Origin of the sequence: Actinoplanes sp. OR16, from assembly GCF_004001265.1 — a bacterium.
Classification (GTDB): Bacteria; Actinomycetota; Actinomycetes; order Mycobacteriales; family Micromonosporaceae; genus Actinoplanes.
The window spans coordinates 5,621,233-5,638,844 of record NZ_AP019371.1; the positions used below are offsets into that span (position 1 = coordinate 5,621,233).

The 17,612-nt window shown below is 69.6% G+C and carries 15 protein-coding genes and 1 pseudogene; 9 read left to right on the forward strand and 7 right to left on the reverse strand.

Features of this window, described 5'->3' with window-relative positions; all coding sequences use genetic code 11:
• Positions 1 to 2: 2 nt before the first annotated feature.
• Complete coding sequence (locus EP757_RS25555) at positions 3 to 1,661, reverse strand: ABC transporter substrate-binding protein (RefSeq protein ID WP_127550108.1); 1,659 nt, start codon at positions 1,659 to 1,661, stop codon at positions 3 to 5.
• 153 nt (positions 1,662 to 1,814) lie between these two features.
• Positions 1,815 to 3,005, reverse strand: coding sequence for an alginate lyase family protein (locus EP757_RS25560; RefSeq protein ID WP_127550110.1), 1,191 nt, complete (start codon positions 3,003 to 3,005; stop codon positions 1,815 to 1,817).
• A 133-nt stretch (positions 3,006 to 3,138) separates the two neighbouring features.
• Between EP757_RS25560 and EP757_RS25565 the strand changes: the two genes are divergently transcribed.
• The gene (locus EP757_RS25565; protein WP_127550112.1) at positions 3,139 to 3,900 is read left to right on the forward strand and encodes a sugar phosphate isomerase/epimerase; all 762 of its coding nucleotides are present in this window, start codon (positions 3,139 to 3,141) and stop codon (positions 3,898 to 3,900) included.
• Positions 3,901 to 3,925: 25 nt separating this feature from the next.
• Here the strand turns inward: EP757_RS25565 and EP757_RS25570 are convergent, their stop codons facing one another.
• Complete coding sequence (locus EP757_RS25570; protein WP_127550114.1) at positions 3,926 to 5,638, reverse strand: beta-galactosidase family protein; 1,713 nt, start codon at positions 5,636 to 5,638, stop codon at positions 3,926 to 3,928.
• 73 nt (positions 5,639 to 5,711) lie between these two features.
• On the opposite strand from EP757_RS25570, the gene EP757_RS25575 reads away from it, so the two are divergent.
• A complete protein-coding gene (locus EP757_RS25575; protein ID WP_127550116.1) occupies positions 5,712 to 6,764 on the forward strand; it encodes a LacI family DNA-binding transcriptional regulator in 1,053 nt (350 codons plus the stop codon).
• On the opposite strand, the gene EP757_RS25580 is transcribed toward EP757_RS25575, so the two are convergent.
• Positions 6,761 to 9,178 carry a polysaccharide lyase 8 family protein gene (locus EP757_RS25580; RefSeq protein ID WP_127550118.1) on the reverse strand — a complete coding sequence of 806 codons (2,418 nt, stop codon included), beginning with the start codon at positions 9,176 to 9,178 and terminating at the stop codon, positions 6,761 to 6,763. The genes EP757_RS25575 and EP757_RS25580 overlap by 4 nt on opposite strands.
• Before the next feature lie 23 nt (positions 9,179 to 9,201).
• A complete protein-coding gene (locus tag EP757_RS25585; protein WP_197725377.1) occupies positions 9,202 to 10,248 on the reverse strand; it encodes a hydroxyacid dehydrogenase in 1,047 nt (348 codons plus the stop codon).
• A 158-nt stretch (positions 10,249 to 10,406) separates the two neighbouring features.
• On the opposite strand from EP757_RS25585, the gene ngcE reads away from it, so the two are divergent.
• The 3 genes from ngcE to EP757_RS25600 are packed head-to-tail and all read left to right on the forward strand — an operon-like array spanning position 10,407 to position 13,638.
• The gene (gene ngcE / locus EP757_RS25590; RefSeq protein ID WP_127550120.1) at positions 10,407 to 11,819 is read left to right on the forward strand and encodes an N-acetylglucosamine/diacetylchitobiose ABC transporter substrate-binding protein; all 1,413 of its coding nucleotides are present in this window, start codon (positions 10,407 to 10,409) and stop codon (positions 11,817 to 11,819) included.
• Between the two features lie 11 nt (positions 11,820 to 11,830).
• On the forward strand, positions 11,831 to 12,742 hold the full coding sequence (locus EP757_RS25595) for a carbohydrate ABC transporter permease (RefSeq protein WP_127550122.1): 912 nt from the start codon (positions 11,831 to 11,833) through the stop codon (positions 12,740 to 12,742).
• 14 nt (positions 12,743 to 12,756) lie between these two features.
• Positions 12,757 to 13,638: a carbohydrate ABC transporter permease gene (locus EP757_RS25600; RefSeq protein ID WP_127550124.1), complete on the forward strand. Its 882-nt coding sequence runs from the start codon at positions 12,757 to 12,759 to the stop codon at positions 13,636 to 13,638.
• A 228-nt stretch (positions 13,639 to 13,866) separates the two neighbouring features.
• On the opposite strand, the gene EP757_RS25605 is transcribed toward EP757_RS25600, so the two are convergent.
• On the reverse strand, positions 13,867 to 14,829 hold the full coding sequence (locus tag EP757_RS25605; RefSeq protein WP_232050000.1) for a GlxA family transcriptional regulator: 963 nt from the start codon (positions 14,827 to 14,829) through the stop codon (positions 13,867 to 13,869).
• Between the two features lie 32 nt (positions 14,830 to 14,861).
• Between EP757_RS25605 and EP757_RS25610 the strand changes: the two genes are divergently transcribed.
• The gene (locus tag EP757_RS25610) at positions 14,862 to 15,470 is read left to right on the forward strand and encodes an isochorismatase family protein (protein WP_127550126.1); all 609 of its coding nucleotides are present in this window, start codon (positions 14,862 to 14,864) and stop codon (positions 15,468 to 15,470) included.
• Here EP757_RS25610 and EP757_RS25615 read toward each other — a convergent pair.
• The gene (locus EP757_RS25615; protein ID WP_127550128.1) at positions 15,450 to 15,785 is read right to left on the reverse strand and encodes an STAS domain-containing protein; all 336 of its coding nucleotides are present in this window, start codon (positions 15,783 to 15,785) and stop codon (positions 15,450 to 15,452) included. The genes EP757_RS25610 and EP757_RS25615 overlap by 21 nt on opposite strands.
• Before the next feature lie 31 nt (positions 15,786 to 15,816).
• Here EP757_RS25615 and EP757_RS44840 point away from each other — a divergent pair.
• From EP757_RS44840 to EP757_RS25625, 3 genes and pseudogenes are all read left to right on the forward strand, one after another.
• Positions 15,817 to 15,918 (forward strand): annotated as a pseudogene (locus tag EP757_RS44840) (hypothetical protein); the annotation flags it as partial.
• 22 nt (positions 15,919 to 15,940) lie between these two features.
• Positions 15,941 to 16,183 (forward strand): hypothetical protein, encoded by a 243-nt coding sequence (locus EP757_RS44050; protein ID WP_174262318.1) that lies wholly within the window; start codon positions 15,941 to 15,943, stop codon positions 16,181 to 16,183.
• A gap of 146 nt (positions 16,184 to 16,329) precedes the next feature.
• Positions 16,330 to 17,607, forward strand: a complete 1,278-nt coding sequence (locus EP757_RS25625; RefSeq protein WP_127550132.1) for a hypothetical protein — start codon at positions 16,330 to 16,332, stop codon at positions 17,605 to 17,607.
• Positions 17,608 to 17,612 lie beyond the last annotated feature (5 nt).

Sequence of the window (17,612 nt, forward strand, 5' to 3'; positions counted from 1 at the left end):
GTTTACTTGGTGATCGAGACGGTGTCGAACTCCTCGGCGGTGAGCGGGCTCGGCACCAGGCCTTCGACCTCCTTCGTGGTGACGATGGCGGGCGGGGCGTGCCAGATCGGCACGGCGGGCAGCCACTTCGCGGCGAGGTCGCGGTTGACCTGCTCGAAGGCGGTCCGCTTGGCGGCCTGGTCGACGGTCGCGTCGGCGGCGCCGATGGCGGTGAACATCTCGGTCAGCGGGTCGTCGCCGAACTCGACCTTCGGACGGCCGAAGAACGTGCCGACGAAGTTGCCCGGGTCGTTGTAGTCGCCGGTCCAGCCGAGGATGTGCAGGTCCTGCTTGCCGAACTGCTGCACGTCGTCCTTGAAGCCGCCGTTCCACGGCCGGGGGACACCGTTGACCTTGATGCCGGCCGCCTGCAGGTCGTTCGCCAGCACCGTGAAGATCTCCTGCGGGTTCGGCATGTACGGCCGGGACACCTCGGTGGGGTAGTAGAAGTTCAGCGTCAGCCCGGTCGCCCCCGCCTCGGAGAGCAGCTGCTTCGCCTTGTCCACGTTGTAGTCGTACTTCTGCACGTCCGGCGCGTAGCCGAGCACGGTGTCCGGCAGGAACTGATCGGCCACCACCGCGCCGCCCGGCCCCTTGGTCTGCACCAGCTGAGCCCGGTTCAGCGCGTACGCGATCGCCTGCCGTACGCGGAGGTCCTTGAGCTTGGGGTTGTTCTTCTGGTTGATGCCGAGGTAGAGGATGTTGAAGGCGGGGCGCTCGAGCACCTCGTATCCCTCGTCGGCGAGGGCCTTGCGGTCGGCGGGCGCCGGGAAGTCGATCGCTTGGACCGTACCGGCGCGAAGCTCTTGTTTTCTGGTGTTCTCGTCCTTGATGACCTTGATGATCACCTTGTCGACCTTGGCCTTCTCGCCCCAGTAGTCGGCGTTGCGGTTCAGCGTGATCTCGCCGGTCGCCTTGTTCCAGCCGCCGTAGGTGAACGCGCCGGTGCCGGTCGGATGCTCGTTGGCGAACGCGCTGTACGAGAAGGAGTCGCCGTTCTGCGTGACGGTGTCCGCGTCGTACTGCTTGATCGCGGCCGGGCTGGCGATGGAGAAGGCGGTGAGCGCGAACGCTCCGGGGAACGCGCCCTTGTACTTCTTCATCGTCACGACCGCGGTGGACGCGTCCTGCGCCTTGCAGTTGTCGTAGACGGCGTCCGGGCTGCCGGCGAACCCGCCGAAGACGTCCGCGTAGTAGATCATCTGGGACTGGGCGGCCTCGCCCTTCATGTTGTACCAGCGGTCGAAGTTCGCGCAGACCGCGGTGGCGTCCAGAGCCGTGCCGTCGTGGAACTTCACGCCCTGGCGCAGCTTGAACGTCCACACCTTGCCGGACGGGTCGTTCGACCAGCTCTCGGCCAGTCCGCCGGTGAGATCGGCGGTGCCGGGCTTGTGGGTGACGAGCGTTTCGTACATCTGCCGGATCGGCCGGAACGACTCCCCGTCGTCGTTGAAGATCGGGTCGAAGTTCTTCGGATCGCCGGCGCCCGCGAAGATGAAGGTGCCACCGGTCGCGTTGCTCTGATCGTCGCCGTCGTCCCGGTCGCTCTCCGCGCAGCCGGCCATGCCGATCGCCATGGCAGCGATGACCCCGGCGGCGATGGCCGTCCTTGGTGCACGCATCGTGCTCACCCCGTCCTGGTGGGTACGGACTTTCGGGCGACACTATCCATCCACGATGATCACTTTCTGTTTTGGTATCGTTTCGTGCCCGAAATTGTCATAAGAGATCGACTATCCCCCTGGCGGTATGCCGCGCTCCAGAAGCCCCGGCGGTCAGGCCGGGTTGCCGGCATGGGTCAGGGTCTCCCAGGCGGACATCAGGTTGTTGGTGCCGGCCGGGCGTTGCGCGACGGTCAGCGTCGCCGTGTCGGTCATGGCGATGCCGAGGCGGTTGTTGAGGGCGTTGAAGCCGACCTCGGTGACCGGGCCGAGCTTGCGGTTCGCGAGCGTGCCGCCGCAGAGCCAGCCGGGCAGGGCGCCGGTGGCGTACTCGGCGTGGAACCCCATGGCGTGCCGGAGCCGGTCCTGGACCTCGGGGTAGAGGTCGGCGCCCTGGATGCGGCTGGTCTCGGCGATGTGTGAGATCGCGGCGATGCCGTAGCCGGTGTGCGTGAAGTCCCGGCAGGTCTCCTGGGACAAGCCGTCGACGAATGTCGTCTGGTTGTTCCAGTACTTGACGATCTCGGCGGAGGTGTCGATCGACGTTCCGGGCGGTGCCTTGGGCAGGGCGCCGTCGGAGGCGAGATAGATGTACGCCGGGACGCGCTTGCGGAAGGTCGCGACCGCCTGATCGTAGATCGCCCGGTCGTCGAGGAAGACGCCGATGCCGACGGCTGCCTCCAGTTGGGTCAGCTGCCAGTTGCCGTTGTAGGAGGCGCGGTCGGCCAGAGCCTGCGGCAGGTAGACGGTCCGCAGCATGGTGCCGAAGCGGCCGGCGCCCGGCCAGCTGGAGTAGGTGTACTTGATGATCTCGGCAGCGCGCGGCCAGACCGACGCGGCCCAGGAGGCCTGCAGCGGCGCGTTACTGTTGGTGTGCTGCTTGATCGTGCCGGACCAGGCGTCCATGATCTGGATCGACTTGACCGCATAGCGGGAGTCACCGGTGTAATACCAGGCCAGAGCATGGGTGTACGCCGCGAAGGCGTCCTTGCGCTCGGCGGTGCAGCCGTAGTCGGGGTTCGAACTGGAACCGCACTCGACGGTCGCGCGAGCCTTCGGCGTGTAGGACAGTGACGCCGACGTGCTGGCCATCATCGCGGTGTTCGCCGACTTCCACGGTTCGGCGCCGGCCTTCACCTTCGCCTTGACGAAGTCGAGCTGAGCCTTGCTGAGCAGCACCCCGGGATGCTTGAAGGTGCCGGTGACGGTCGCGGCCGGGGACTCTTCGGGGGTGAACCAGGTCCACGAGGCGGCGGCGAGCGCGACCGCGGCGCCGACGGCCACGGCTTTGAGGCGGAGTGACATGGGTCGAGAGGGTAGGGCGCTTGATCTTGATCGGTCCATTTCGCGCCGGTTTCTTAAACTGCTGCTAATCCTGTGCTCAGGATCCGGGATCATGAAACTCGACTCCGATCTTGAAGTGATCTAACGTGCGGGAATGCGCTTTCCTGACTTCGCCGTCTCGACGCTCGGCTGCCCGGGCCTACCGCTCGGCCGTGTGGCCGCGCTCCTGCGAGCTCACGGTGTGGCCGGGGTGGAGCTGCGCTGCGCACCCGACGAACCGGTGCACACCGGTCTCTCCCCAGCTGCCCGCCGAGCCGCCCGCGCCGCGCTCGACGGCCTGCGCGTCGTCACCCTGGCGAGCTACGTGAACCTCACCTCCGGCGGCGCCGGCCTCGCCGAACACCTCGACCTCGCCCGTGACCTGGGTGCGGCCACTCTGCGACTCATGCCCGGAGGCACAGGCCGGTCCGAAGAACACCTGGGACCCGCCGCCGAGACTCTGGCGAAAGCCGTCGTGCTCGCGCGGGGGAGTGGCGTGCGCCTTGTGGTGGAGACCCATGATGCGTTTCTGAACGGTGCCGACCTGCGACGACTCTTCGAAAGGGCGGGCGTGGGGACCGAGGCCGGAGTGGTGTGGGATGCGCTTCACCCGTGGCGGGCGGGAGAGACGCCGGCCGCGACGGCCGCCGCGCTCGGACCGTGGCTCGCTGAAGTGCAGGTCAAAGACGTGGCCGGCTCTCACGACCTGACGCCGGTGGTGCCGGGTCGCGGCTCGGTCCCGAACGCGGAGATCGTGGAACTGGCACGGCGACAGGGATTCACCGGGCCGGTGGTGCTGGAACTGGAGGCCAGGTGGTACCCGGACGCGCCGTCGCTCGACGCGGCGATCGAGGGCGCCCGCGGGCTGGCCGGCTGAGGCGATCGGGGCACCCGGGAGGCGGTCAGCCGAGGGCGGCCTCGGCACGGATCTCGATCTCCCCGGTGCGGCGGCCGTCGAGTTCCAGGACGACGATCTCGTTGACGCCCGCGTGCAGGAGCGGCCACGGCAGGTAGAGGGTCTGCTGCGGCCCCCGGTCCCAGAATCGTCCGAGTCCGAAACCGTTCACCCAGACGTATCCCTTGCCCCAGTCGGGCAGCGCCACGAACGCGTCGGCCGGCTCGGCCACCGTGAGCGCGAACCGGAAGAAGGCCGGCTCGCTGCCGGGTGGCGCGCCGTCGCCCGCCCACTCCGGGCGCGGGCAGGTCTCCAGATCGAGGGGGTACGCGGTGAAGCCGTGCACGAATTGACGTTCGTGGCGTACTCCACCCACGATGCCCTTGCGCTCACCGACGCGGGGTCCGTAGTTGACCCGTCCCATCGACTCCACCAGCAGGTCGACGGTGGCCGGGCCGGTGACGTCGATGCTGGTCACGCCGTCGCGTTCGAGGATGCCCCGGAGCTCGCCGTCGACGACGACGTGTGCCCGGTCGTGCAGGCCGTCCACGGTGAGCGGGTAGGCGGCCCGCGGGCCGGGGATGTCGAAACGGTAGCGGACCAGCCCGTGATCCACCCCGAGGTCCTCGAACGCGGGCGGTACCGGATGCCACGACGAGGGGAGCTTCACGTCGTACAGAAGGCTGTGGGAAAGCGCGGTGAGGGTGACCGGCGGCAGTGTGGCCGGGAGCGGCGGAAGATCGCCCGGGGTCGCGCCGTGCCCGATGAGGATCTCCCGGAAGCGCCAGAACTTCTCGGTGGGCGCGCCGCGTTCGGAGATGGGGGCGTCGTAGTCATAGGAGGTCACGGTGGGCTGGAAGGCGCCGTCGTGGTGGGCGCCGCCGAGGTTCGCGCCCGCGGTGGTGCCGAAGTTGGTTCCGCCGTGCGCCATGTAGAGATTGACGCTCGCGCCCTCGCGCAGGAGGCGATCGAGGACGTCGGCGGCGTCCGCGGGGTCGCGGGTGACGTGCTCATCGCCCCAGTGGTCGAACCAGCCGTCCCAGAACTCCATGCACATGCGTGGCGAAGAGGCGGCGGCCAGTGACCGTTCCGGATCGGAGCCGAAGTTGACCGTGGTGAGCACGCCGGGCAGTGTTCCGGCGGTCGTCATGAAGTCGTCGGGGCCGTCCGAGGTGAAGAGCGGGACCTCGATGCCGCGGGCGGTCAGGCCGTCGGCGAGGTGCCGCAGATAGGCGCGGTCGCTGCCGTAGGAACCGTATTCGTTCTCGACCTGCACCATGATCACGGTGCCGCCGCGGGTGATCTGCCGATCCCTGATCACCGGGATGAGCCGGTCGAACCAGGCGTCGACGGCAGCGAGGTACTCGGGATCGGAGGTCCGGATCCGCCGGCCGACGCGGGCGGTGAGCCAGGACGGCAGGCCGCCGTTGTCCCATTCCGCGCAGATGTAGGGGCCGGGCCGCACGATGGCGTCGAGCCCGAGCCCGGCGGCCAGGTCGAGGAAGCCGCCGAGTTCGCCCTCGAAGGCGAACGATCCCTCCCGCGGTTCGTGCCGGTTCCACGGCACATAGGTCTCCACCGTGTTCAGGCCCATGGCGAGCAGCATCCGCAGCCGGTGCTCCCACTGGGCCGGATGGACCCGGAAATAATGCAGGCCGCCGGACAGCACGCGGTGCTCCCGGCCCTGGCGACGGAAGTGCTCTCCCTCGGCGGTGAACACGTTTCGACCTCCCTGTAGTAAACGGTTACTGTGCTAAGGTGCTGCGCATTCACGGACGGACGGGGATCAGTTGATGGCACGCAGATCTGACGGTGAACGCGTCACCATCCGCGACGTCGCCGCGCGTGCCGGAGTGTCGGTGGCGACCGTCTCCCGGGTGCTGGCCGACAACTATCCGACCGCGCCGGCGACCCGGGCCAAGGTGATGCGGGCCGTCCGCGACCTCGACTACGTGGTGAACGTGCACGCCCGCGCCCTGGCCGGAATCAGCGCCAAGATGGTGGCCGTCGTCGTCGACGCGGTGACCGCGCCGTTCTACGCCCACGTCGCTCAGGGTGCCGAGGAGCAGGCCGCCGAGGACGGCCGGCTCTGCCTCATCTGCACCACCGGCGGCGACCCGGCCCGTGAGCTCGCCATCGTGAAGCTCATGCGCGAGCAGCGCGCCGACGCGGTCATCCTGGTCGGCAGCGTGGTGCAATCCGACGACTATCGCGCCCGGATGAGTCAATACGCTCACGCGCTCGACGCCGCCGGTGCCCGGCTGGTGCTGTGCGGCCGGCCGCCGCTCGGCCCGGACACGCCGGCGCTGAGCTCGGAGTACGACAACGCCGGCGGCGCCTACGCGATCACCAGTCATCTGCTGTCGGCCGGCCATCAGCGGATCCTCTTCCTCGGCAGCAGCCCCGGCGGCACCACGGCGGACGCCCGGGTCGACGGTTACCGGCGGGCGCTCGCCGACCACCGGGTGCCGGTCGATCCGGGGCTGGAGGTGCCGGGTGGGTTCGGCCGGCCCGCCGGGTACCGGATGATGCGCGATCGGCTCGCCGCCGGGCCGCCCGACTTCACCGCGGTCTTCGCCGGTGACGATTCGGTGGCCGCCGGCGCGTGGCAGGCGCTGCGGGAGAACGGGCTGCGGGTGCCCGGCGACATCTCGCTGGTCGGATACAACGACGATCCGATGGCGGCCGAGCTCGGGCTGACCACCGTGCACATCCCGGCCCTCGAGCTGGGCCGGGCCGCGGTGCGCCAGGCGATCCGCGGGGAGGGGGAGGCGCCGGCCCGCACGATGCTCGGCACGCACATCGTGGTCCGTGATTCCGTGCGCCCCCACCTGCGAACCCCCTAGAGCGTGACGACGGCGGTCTGGCTGCGGCCACCCGCCGCGATCAGGCCGGAGAAGGTCAGCCGCAACGAGGAGCCGGCCTCGGTTCCGGTCAGGGTCGCGGGGGCCGACCGCACCGACCGCACCCGCCGACGCCAGGTCACCGTGATCGTGTCGGTGAGCCGGGTGGGGTCGCTGACCGAGATGGTCGCGGTGCCGTCGTGCCGTTCGCGGACCGTCACGGCCGCCGGCGCGTCCGCGGACAGCCCGCCGAACGAGCCCGCCTCCCAGAAGATCGCCCCGGTGAACCCGCGCAGCGGCACCCGGACACCGTGGATCCGCGGCGTGTGGACCGCATCGGTCAGCCAGGCCCGCACCGACGCCGAGCGCAGTCCGGTGGACACCTTCGACGCGCCCGGCAGCAGGACGTAGGAGTAGCCGGCGTCGACCGGCGCGGTCCCGTGGTCGATCAGCAGGGTGACGAAGCGGCTGCTGAACGCGGTGGCGCTGCCGGTGGCGGAGTTGATGTCCCGCCAGGCGCCGGTGCGCTCGGTCCGCAGCGCGGTGAGGGCGGCACGGTCCGGGAAGACGTACCCGGCATGCCCGGCCAGATGTGCCCAGCGTGCGCCGGCGATCGTCGCGTCACCGGTCAGCACTCGCCCGTCCACGGTGAGGACGTTCGTGCCGTCCACGCCGAGGTGCCGGTTCTCCACGATCGTCTCGATCGCCGCGCCGTCGGTGGCGGTGATGCCCGAGCCGAGGCAGATGACGGCGTCGTCGAGGAAGAACCAGGATTTGCGGGCCGTCAGCGTCGAGGACAACCCGAGCAGGTGCTGGCCGGCGGCGCTGTAGACGCCGTCACCGGCGCCACCGGCGAAGTCGGCGGCCGGCCGGGCCACGCCCCAGATGCCGCCTTCGCCGTCGGCGAGACGTTTCGCCGAGGTGGTGGTGCCGGGCAGCCGGTACGGGTCGACGGTCGGCCAGAACCGGTCCGAGTACTGGTCGTTGGCGTAGTCGTCGCCCCACCAGTACAGCATCCCGGATCCGGTGTGGAAGCCGCGCAGGTTCTCCCCGTTGCCGTTCTCGAAGTAGGTGATCCGCCGCGACGCCATCGACACCGCAGCGACCCACTCGGCACGGCGGTGCACGACGCGGTCCATGGCGGGGAAGAGCAGGCTGGCGTCGCCGTGCCGGCCGTCCGGGACCGCCGGGTCGGCCACCACCGCGTTGATCAGCGCGAGTTTCGCGACCGAGAGCTGCATGTCGGTGGCGGGGGAGCGGTAGTAGGCCCGTTTGACCCAGCCCTTCACCAGGGCTCGCCATCGGGCGTTCTCGGTGTCGCTCGCGGCCCGGCCGAGCGCCACGATCGACGCCATGATGGCGTGCCCGCGCAGATGGTCGTCGTTCTGGCCGTTTGCGCCGCCGGGCGCCAGGCCACGCGCGACGGCCCGGCCGGAGACCCCGTCCATGCAGAGCCCGTTGTGGATGAACGGCGCGTACGCGGCCTCCACCGCGTCGAAGATGATCTGCTTGTCCGGGCTACTGACCGCCCAGGTCGAGCCGCTGAGCAGGGCGAGCAGCCGGCTCAGCCCGTCGAGCAGGACCGCGCCGTACGACCCGGTGTACGGAACCCAGGTGTGCTGGATGATCGACCCGTCGGCGTAGAGGCCGTCGCCGGTCGTCACGTACGGGAAGACCGGGGCGATGGCGCTGGAGGCGAGCGCGACCTTCGCCGCTGACCCGCCGAGGATGCCGCGCACGGCCAGGACCCGGCACAGATCGATGCGGTTGGCGCCGGTCGACGTGCCGGTGTACGCCGCGACCGCCGAGTCCGGCACGAAGTGGTCGACCGCCCGGCAGTACGCCGCGATCTGCTCCGGAGTGAGCAGGTCGTAGACGAGCACGGCGGTGTCGAGCAGTCCCTGCGGGCCGCCGATCTGCCAGTTGTACCAGTTGCCGTACCGGGCTTGGCCCTCGTGGTAGATCCGTGCGTACAGGTGGTCCAGGCCGGTGACGACGGCGGTGGCCAGGGCGGCGTCGCCGGTGACGCCGGTACCGGGTTGCGCCCACGCCTCGGCCATGGCGTAGAGCCGCTGGAAGCTGGTCTGGATCTTGGAGCTGAACGTGTAGGACTCGGTGTCCAGATCGGGTTCCGGGTCGGCCCAGACGGCGTCCGGCCAGAGCGAGCCGGCGGCCGGCGACATGCTCGCCGCGTACCCGGAAGCGGTTCTGCCGAGGGCGGCGAGCTTGGTGGCGAACGGTTCGGCCGCGGGGTCGAAGCCGTCGCCGAGGAGCAGCCCGCGCCAGGTGGCACGCAGCGCGGCGAACTCGTCGGCGGATCCGGCCGGGCTGGGGTCGGCCAGGGCGGGGGCAGGGAGAAGGGTCAGGCCGGCGCCGGCGGTGGCGCCGAGCAGGACCGTGCGGCGGGACAGGGACATGAGACCTCCTGGGGAAGGGGAAATCAGGCCATCCGGGCGAGGTCCGCGGCGGTGACCAGCCCGCGCAGCGGCTCGCCGCGCAGCCAGCGCGCGGCCTCCTCCACGACGAAGTCGCCGAGGGCGCCGATCTCGTCGCCGAGCGCGCCGGCGATGTGCGGGGTGATGAAGACGTTCGGCAGGGCGAAGAGGGGGTGTCCGGCCGGCAGTGGTTCCGGGCTGGTGACGTCGAGGACCGCGTCGATCCGCCCGGCCGCGCAGTGCCGGGCCAGCGCGTCGCTGTCCACGAGCGGCCCGCGTGCCGTGTTGATCAGGACGGCGCCGTCACGCATCAGCGCCAGCCGCCGGTCGTCGATCATCCCGCGTGTCTCCGGCAGCTCCGGTGCGTGCAGGGTGACCACGTCGGCGGTGCTGACCAGGTGGTCCAGGCCGGCCAGGCGGGCGCCGAGCCGGTCCGCGCCGGCCGCGGTCAGGTAGGGGTCGGCCACCAGCACGGAGAAGCCCTGCCGGCACAGCTCGGTGATCACCGCGCGGCCGATCCGGGACGCGCCGACGACGCCGACCACGCGGGAGCGGTTGCCGGTCCGCGCGTTCGACGGGTAGGACCGGAAGCCGCCGGCGGCATAGGTGCGGGCCAGCCCGAACGCCCGTTTCCCGGCCAGCAGGACGGCGGCGATGGTGAACTGGACGACCGGGTGGACATTCGCTTCGGCGGCGGACGACACGGCGATCCCGCGCTGCCAGACGCTCGCGGGAATGCCCGCCTCCTTGACGCTGCCGGCCGCGTGCAGGATCGCCCGCAGCCGGGGTGCCGCGTCCAGCAGCGCGTCGTCGAGTGGCGGGCATCCCCAGCCGGTGATCAGCAGATCGGCGTCCGTGACGGCACCGCGCAGGGCAGGCTCGGAGAGGTCGTCGGCGACCGCGGCGTGCAGGCTGACCAGGTGATTCAGGCGATCCCGGGTACCGGAGGGGAAGACCAGATCCGCCACGTCGGCCGCCATCGCGAGCACGGCCCGCGGGGTGGCGGGCGCAGCCGGGGTGGACGGGATCGATTCGTGGATCTGCGCGGACACGCGACCGCCTTTCGAAGAAACAGAAGTAACCGTTTACTACGACAGGACGGTAGGGGCGACGAGCGCTCACAGTCAATAAAGGAAGACTCTTGACCTTCTGTTGAGTAACCGTTTACCTTCAGCGGCACCGCTTCCCCAGCCCCACTGCAAGGAGTGAGATGTCAAGTCGGATCTCCCGCCGCCGCGTCATAGCGGGCCTCGCGGCCGTTCCGTCCGTCGCCGTTCTCGGAGGTTGCGCGATCGGTGGTGGCGGCGGCGAGTCGACCGGCGCCACCGGCGGCACCGCCGAGAAGACCCCGGAGAACCCGTTCGGCGTCGTCGCCGACTCCACCCTGGAGGTCGTCGGCTTCAGCGGCGGCGCGGTCGCGGTGTCCTACGAGAAGGTGCACAACCCGGCCATCAAGGCGGCGTTCCCGCAGCTCCAGCTCACCTACACCGGCACCGAGAGCCAGACCCAGGTGCTGCAGCCGCGGTTCGTCGGCGGCACGCCACCGGACTTCGTCGACAACACCGGCGCCGGCCAGATGGACATCAACGCGCTGATATCCCAGGAGCAGGTGCTCGACCTGACGCCGCTGTTCGACGCGCCGTCCGTCGACGACCCCGCCGTGCCGCTCAAGGACACCCTGCTCACAGGAACCCTCGAGGCCGCCACCTACAACGGCGTCCCGCGAGTCGTCCCTTACACCACAGGACCCCAGGGCCTCTGGTACGACCGGAAGCTCTTCGCGAAGAACGGCTGGGCGGCACCGGCGACCTGGGCGGATTTCCTGGCGGTGCTGGAGAAGGCCAAGGCGGCGGGACTTCAGCCGTTCGGCTTCGCCGGCAAGACCGCTCCGGACTACTGCACCACCGCGATCCTCTCCTCAGCGATCAAGGCGGGCGGCCTCGACGTCGTCCGGAACATCGACAACCTCGCCGAGGGGGCGTGGCGGGCCGACGCGGTGAAACAGGCGCTGACGGCCTGGGCTGAGATCGGCGCCAAGTACGTCGCCAGAAGCAACGAGGGTCTGCAGCACACCGAGGTCCAGTTGCTGCAGACCCAGGGCAAGCTCGCCTTCTACCCCTGCGGGTCGTGGCTCGAAGGTGAGATGACCAAGGACATCCCGCCCGGCTTCGAGTACGCGATGATCGCCACCCCATCACTCAGCCCCGCCGACAAGCTGCCCGCCGCCGCGCTGCGAGCCACACCGACCGGCGCGTTCTTCGTGGCCGCGAAGGGCAAGAACACCGCCGCCGCCCTGGAATACCTGCGCCGGATGCTCTCCCGGCAGAGCGCCGCCGGGCACCTCGGCGTCACCAGTCAGCTGACGGTGGTCCGCGACGCCACCGACGGCGTCGAGCTCAGTGCCGGCACCCGCAGCGCCGCCGACGCTCTCACCGCGGCCGGCGCGGATACCTTCACCTGGAAGTTCATGGGCTGGTACAAGCCGATGGCCGACGCGATCAAGGAGGCCACGAATGGTTTGATGTTCGGCCGGCTGACCCCCGACGCGTTCGCCGACACCATGCAGAAGGTGGCCGACGAGGTACGCGCGGACTCCTCGATCACCAAGTTCCAGCGGCAGTAAGGCGGCACCCGATGCGGCACGGCAGGCTTCGGTTCATCGGCGGTTTCCTGATCATCCCGCTGGTCCTCTACACGGTCTTCATGGTGCTGCCGTCCGCGCAGTCCTTCCAGATCGCGTTCACCGACTGGCGGGGTGTCAGCGCGACGGCGAACTACGTCGGCTTCGACAACTTCGCCCGGGTCTTCCAGTCCGAGCTGTTCTGGAAGGCCATGCGCAACCACGGTGTGCTGCTGCTGGTCGTGCCGCTCACCACGATCGTCCTGGCGATGTACTTCGCGTTCCTCGTCAACATCGGCGGCCGGCGCGAGGGCGGCCGGTTGCACGGCCTGCGCGGCTCCGCCTTCTACCGGGTCGTCTTCTTCTTCCCGCAGGTGCTCTCGGTCGCCATCGTCGGCGTGCTGTTCCAGTCGGTGTTCCGCCCGGACGACGCCGGCATCGTCAACGGGCTGCTCGCACCGTTCGGCGTCGACCCGATCGGCTTCCTCATCGATCCGTCCATCGCGCTCTGGTCGATCATCGCGGTGATGGTGTGGGCTGGTGTCGGCTTCTACTTCGTGCTCTTCTCGGCGGCGATGGCCGGGATCCCCGCCGAAGTCGTGGAAGCGGCGTCGCTCGACGGCGCCGGCCGGGTACGCCTGTTCTTCTCGATCATCGTGCCGATGGTGCGGGACACCGTACAAACCGCCTGGGTCTTTCTGGGTATGGCGGCGCTGGATGCGTTCGTGCTGGTCAAAGTGCTGTCGGTGAACAACGGCGGTCCTGATGGCGCGACCACGATGGTGCCGGTGCAGGTCTACGGCAAGGCGTTCAACGAGTACCAGTTCGGCCAGGCGTCGGCCGCCGCCGTGGTGCTCTTCTTCATCATCATGACGTTCGCGGCGTTGACCATGCGTGTCACCCGGCGCGAGCAGCTCGAGTACTGAGAGGTCCTCCGACAATGGCTGTGCAGACCTCCACCCTCGCCGTGCCGGTCACCAGGACCGCCCGCCCGGCCGGGAACCGGATCTTCGCCGTGCTCGCGCACCTGTCACTCGGCGCCTGGGCACTCGCGGTGATCATTCCGATCGTCTACACCGTGCTCGGCTCGTTCAAGAACAACACCGAGCTGTTCGGCGCTCCCATGGCGCTGCCGGGCAGCCTGCGCTGGGAGAACTGGGCGCAGGCGTGGCAGCAGGCGCACATCGGCACCTACATGCTCAACAGCGTCGTCGTGGTGGCCGGCGGTGTCGCCGGGACCATGCTCTTCGGCTCGATGGCGGCGTACGTGCTGGCGCGGTACCCCTTCCGCGGCAACCGGCTGATCTACGCCTACTTCGTGATGGGCCTCAGCATCCCGGGTGTGGTCGCGCTCGTCCCGCTCTTCTTCGTCGTCGAGCGGCTCGGGCTGCTCAACTCGCACCTCGGGCTCATGCTGGTCTACATCGGTCAGTCGCTGTCGTTCACCGTCTTCTTCCTGGCCGCCTTCTTCAAGACACTGCCCGGTGAGATCGCCGAGGCGGCCGCGATGGACGGCGCCTCGCACACCCGCACGTTCTTCCAGATCATGATGCCGATGGCGAAGCCGGCCCTGGTCAGCGTCACGATCTTCAACATCCTCGGTCAGTGGAACCAGTACATGTTCCCGCTCATCCTGATCCAGGATCCGGACAAGTGGGTGCTCACCCAGGGCATCGCGCAGATCAGCACCCAAGCCGGATATCAGGCATCGTGGGGGCCGATGTTCGCGGCGCTGACGATCTCGATCCTGCCGGTCCTGATCGTCTACGCCGTCTTCCAGCGGCAGATCCAGAGCGGGCTGACGGCCGGGGCCGGCAAATGACGCCGCTGCGGTGACGCTACGGGGCCTGGTCGAGACCAGGCCCCGTACCCCGTTGCGCGCCCGTCCACAAGGCGACGCCGGATGCCGTGCCGCGACGGCAGCCCTTACCCCGCCGGTCGCGTCTCGGCTGCCCCTGATGCTGACAGGCGCCCGCCACCGGCCGATTCAGCCGATCGTCCACTGTGCATCTCGCTGGACGGGCGGATTCGCCGTCGCACTGTTCCAGGATCAGGCGAATCGGCGGCGGTAGGAGCTGGGCGTCGTCGCGTACGCCGCCGCGAACCGCTGCCGGAACGTCACCACACTGGCGAACCCGGACTCCGCGGCGACCTGCTCGACCGGCAGCGCCGTGGTCTCCAGCAGCGTGCGGGCGTGATCCAGACGCCGGGAGAGCAGCCAGTGCGCCGGTGTCGTCCCGGTGCTGCGCCGGAAGTGCCGGGAGAAGTTGCGCGGGCTCATCCGGGCCTGTTCGGCGAGCTGCTCGACATGCACCGGCCGGCCCAGGTTGGCGAGCGCCCAGGTGGTGGCCCGCCCGATCGGATCGCTGTCGTCGGCGGGTGGCAGCGGCGTCTCGATGTACTGCGCCTGGTCGCCCTCCCGATGCGGGGCGATCACCAGGTGCCGGGCGATCGTGGCGGCGGTCGCCGCGCCGAGCCGCCGGCGTACGAGGTGAAGGCAGGCGTCGAGCCCGGATGCCGTGCCCGCCGAGGTGAGCACGTCGCCGTGATCGATGTAGAGCGCCGACTCGTCGACGGTCACCGCCGGATGGTCGTCGGCGAGCCGCCGGGTGGCGGCCCAGTGGGTGGCCGCGGTGCGCCCGTCCAGGATGCCGCTGGCCACGACCGGGTAGGCGCCGAGGCAGAGCCCGACGATCACGGTCCCGCGGGCGTGCGCGTCCCGGATCAGCGCGGCGAACTCCGCGTCCGGCGCGGGCAGCCGGCCCGGCCAGGACGGCAGGACCAGGATGTCCGCGCCGTCGACGGCCTCGGCGCCGGCCAGCAGGCTCAGCTGCACCCCCTCGGCGGTGATCACCCGCTCGGCATCCCGGCTCCACACGACGGTCTGCCAGCCGATCTCGCCGAAGACCAGCAGCGGCGTGGCGAGATGGAACATGGTCACCCCCGGGAAGGCGTGCACCGCGATCCGCACGTTGTCTCGATTCCATCGGTAGGCGGCTTCTCTGCCACTCACGCTACCGTCCGTCTCGGGCCGAGAGTGGGAGCATGACCACACCGAACCGTGCCCTGGTGATCGTCGACGTGCAGCGGGAGTACTTCGACGATCGGCCGCTGCGCATCGAGTACCCGCCCCGCGACAAGAGCCTCGCCAACATCGTGGAGGCCGCCGGCATCGCCGGCCGGACCGGGATCCCCGTCGTGATCGTCCAGCACGAGGCGCCCGCCGGCTCGCCGATCTTCGCGGCCGGATCCACCGGCTGGCAGCTGCTCGACGAGGTGGCTTTTGGTGAGCCCGTGGTGAAGAACTACTCGAGCGTCTTCGAAGGCACCGGCCTCGCCGACCGGCTGCGCGGGCTCGGCGTCGACACCGTCACGCTGGTCGGCTACATGACCAACAACTGCGTGCTCGCCTCCGCCGCGTCGGCCGAGCCGCTCGGCTTCGCCGTCGAGGTGCTCAACGACGCCACCGGGGCGATCAACCTCTCCAACGAGCAGGGCAGCTTCACCGCGCAGCAGGTCCACGAGCTCCTGATGACGCTGCTGCACTCGAACCTGGCCGCAGTGGCGTCCACCGCCGACTGGGCCGCGGCGGTCTCCTCCTCGGAGGCGCTGCCGGGCAGCAACCTGATCGTCTCAGCGGGTTCCGGCCTCTAAGCCGAAGGCCGCCGACAGGCCGGTCACCTGGACGGCCTTCGCCACCGGCGGCGACGGGTTGACGAGTGTCAGCCGCACGCCTGTCGCCGCCGCGGTGTTGCGGGCGCTGATCAGGGCGCCCAGGGCGTACGAGTCGATCAGCGTCACCCGGGAGCAGTCCACCTGCAGGAACTGGCACGTCGACGCCTGCGCCGCCGCCGCGAGGTTGTCCCGGACCTCGTCGGCGTCCGCGAGGTCCAGCTCACCGGCCAGCGCCGCGCGCAGGGTGATGCCGTCACTGCTGGTCTCGTACATGATCAATGCGCTGCCCGACATGATCCGACCGTAGCAAAGCCCTTTCAACAAGTTGACGCGCTCGGCGACCGCACCCGGCGAGACGACGGTCAAAGACCTGGCCGAGCGGTACGACACGACGATGCAGGCCGTCTCCCAGCACATCCGGGTCCTGGAGAGAGCCGGTCGGGTCAGCCGTGGCCGGCACCGGCAGACCCGCCCTGCAGGAGGATCACTCTCGTCCACCGGCGGATCTTCCGTGCCCCGCGGAGCTGGTCTGGCACTGCCTCACCGACCCCGCCGAGCCGGCCGGCTTCTGGGGCTGGGAGGGCATGCACACCAGCACCACCTTCAGCGACCTCGGCGACGGCCGGACCGAGGTGGTCGCCCTCCTCAGCGCCCGCACCCTCCCCGACGGCCGATCCCTCCCACGATCCTGATTCCCCGGGTTGATCCTGAGCCACCACCGCCGATCCGCTCAAGAGTCCGTATATCCCGATCATCCAGTCGGATCCGGATGATTTCTTGATATGAAATCCGGGCGCCGGTCCTCGTTGATTCCGGTTCCGGTGGGGACAATTGGGGTATGGCGCAGCTGGCACTATTTCCCACATCGCATTTGCGGGATCGGACGCTGCGTCGCCATTATTCGCCGGAGGCCGAGGAGTTCCGTCGCGAGCATGAGCGTCACCGCGCGTGGGGCTTGACGCAACGCCACGCCCGGCGGCTCCGGCAGTTGCGCGAGGCCGAGGGCCGGCAAGCGTGCATGCAGCGCAGCGCCCCCGACCTCGTGGCTGGCCCCGACCTCGTGGCTGGCCCCGACCTGGCGGCTGGCTCCGACCTCGTGGCTAGCTCCGAGCTGGCGGCTGGCTCCGACCTCGTGGCTAGCTCCGAGCTGGCGGCTGGCCCCGACCTCGCGCCCGGCCTCGATCCTGAGCGAAACCCGGACCGGGAGCGAGACTCGGGCCTTGATGCTGAGCGTGACTTCGACGGTGACCGAGACCCGGGCCTCGCTCCTGAGCGTGACATCGGCGGTGAGCGAGACCCGGGCCTCGATCCTGAGCGAGACCCGGACCGTGAGCTAGACCCGGGCCTCGATCCTGAGCGCGCATTCGGCGCCGATCCCGGACTCGATATCAACATCGAGCAGATTATTCGATTGAGGGGGAAGCGGCTCAGGATCGCACAATGGAGAGTTGCCGCGCCGAAACGGAAATCGCGGAGCGGGAGCATTCTATTTTCTGGGGGAATGGTGGCGGCAATGTGGGACGAGAGGGCCTCCGCCGTCATTCCGGTGTTCGTCCTCGACCTGCTCGGAGGGGGCAACCAAGATCGTCTCTATGATGCGCGCATGGAAGATGCGGGGGAGCTGACCTTTCAAGCCCGGACGGACCCGAAGCTGGTGACGGCTTTGCTGCGGCGTTCCTTCCTCCCGTTCGCCGTGGGGGCCGGAGTTGCCGCGCTGGTTGTCGCCGCTCTGCTGTACCTGGCCGGTGATCCGGGTGGCTGGGCGGTGCCCGTTCTCGGCGGCGGCGTTCTCGGAGTGGCGTGTCTGATGTTCGTGGTGCCGCAGCAGATCGTGGCGAGGGATGCTCACAAGATCGGAGGGGTGATCGCCTTCCGGATCGACGTCGCGGGTGTGCACACCGTCCATGGCTTCTCGGCGAGCACGCTGCCCTGGTCGGCGATCACGGCGGTGCGGCGGGCGCGCGGGCAGATTCTGGTGTCGCATCACGAAGCCGGCGACCGTAAGATCCGGACGTCCGGTATGCCGACCGGCGAGCTGAGTGCGGCCGAGCAGGCGCGGCTGCTGGAGGTTCTGCGTTCGCGCGGTGCTGCGCTCACGAACACGCCGGCCATGTGAGACGC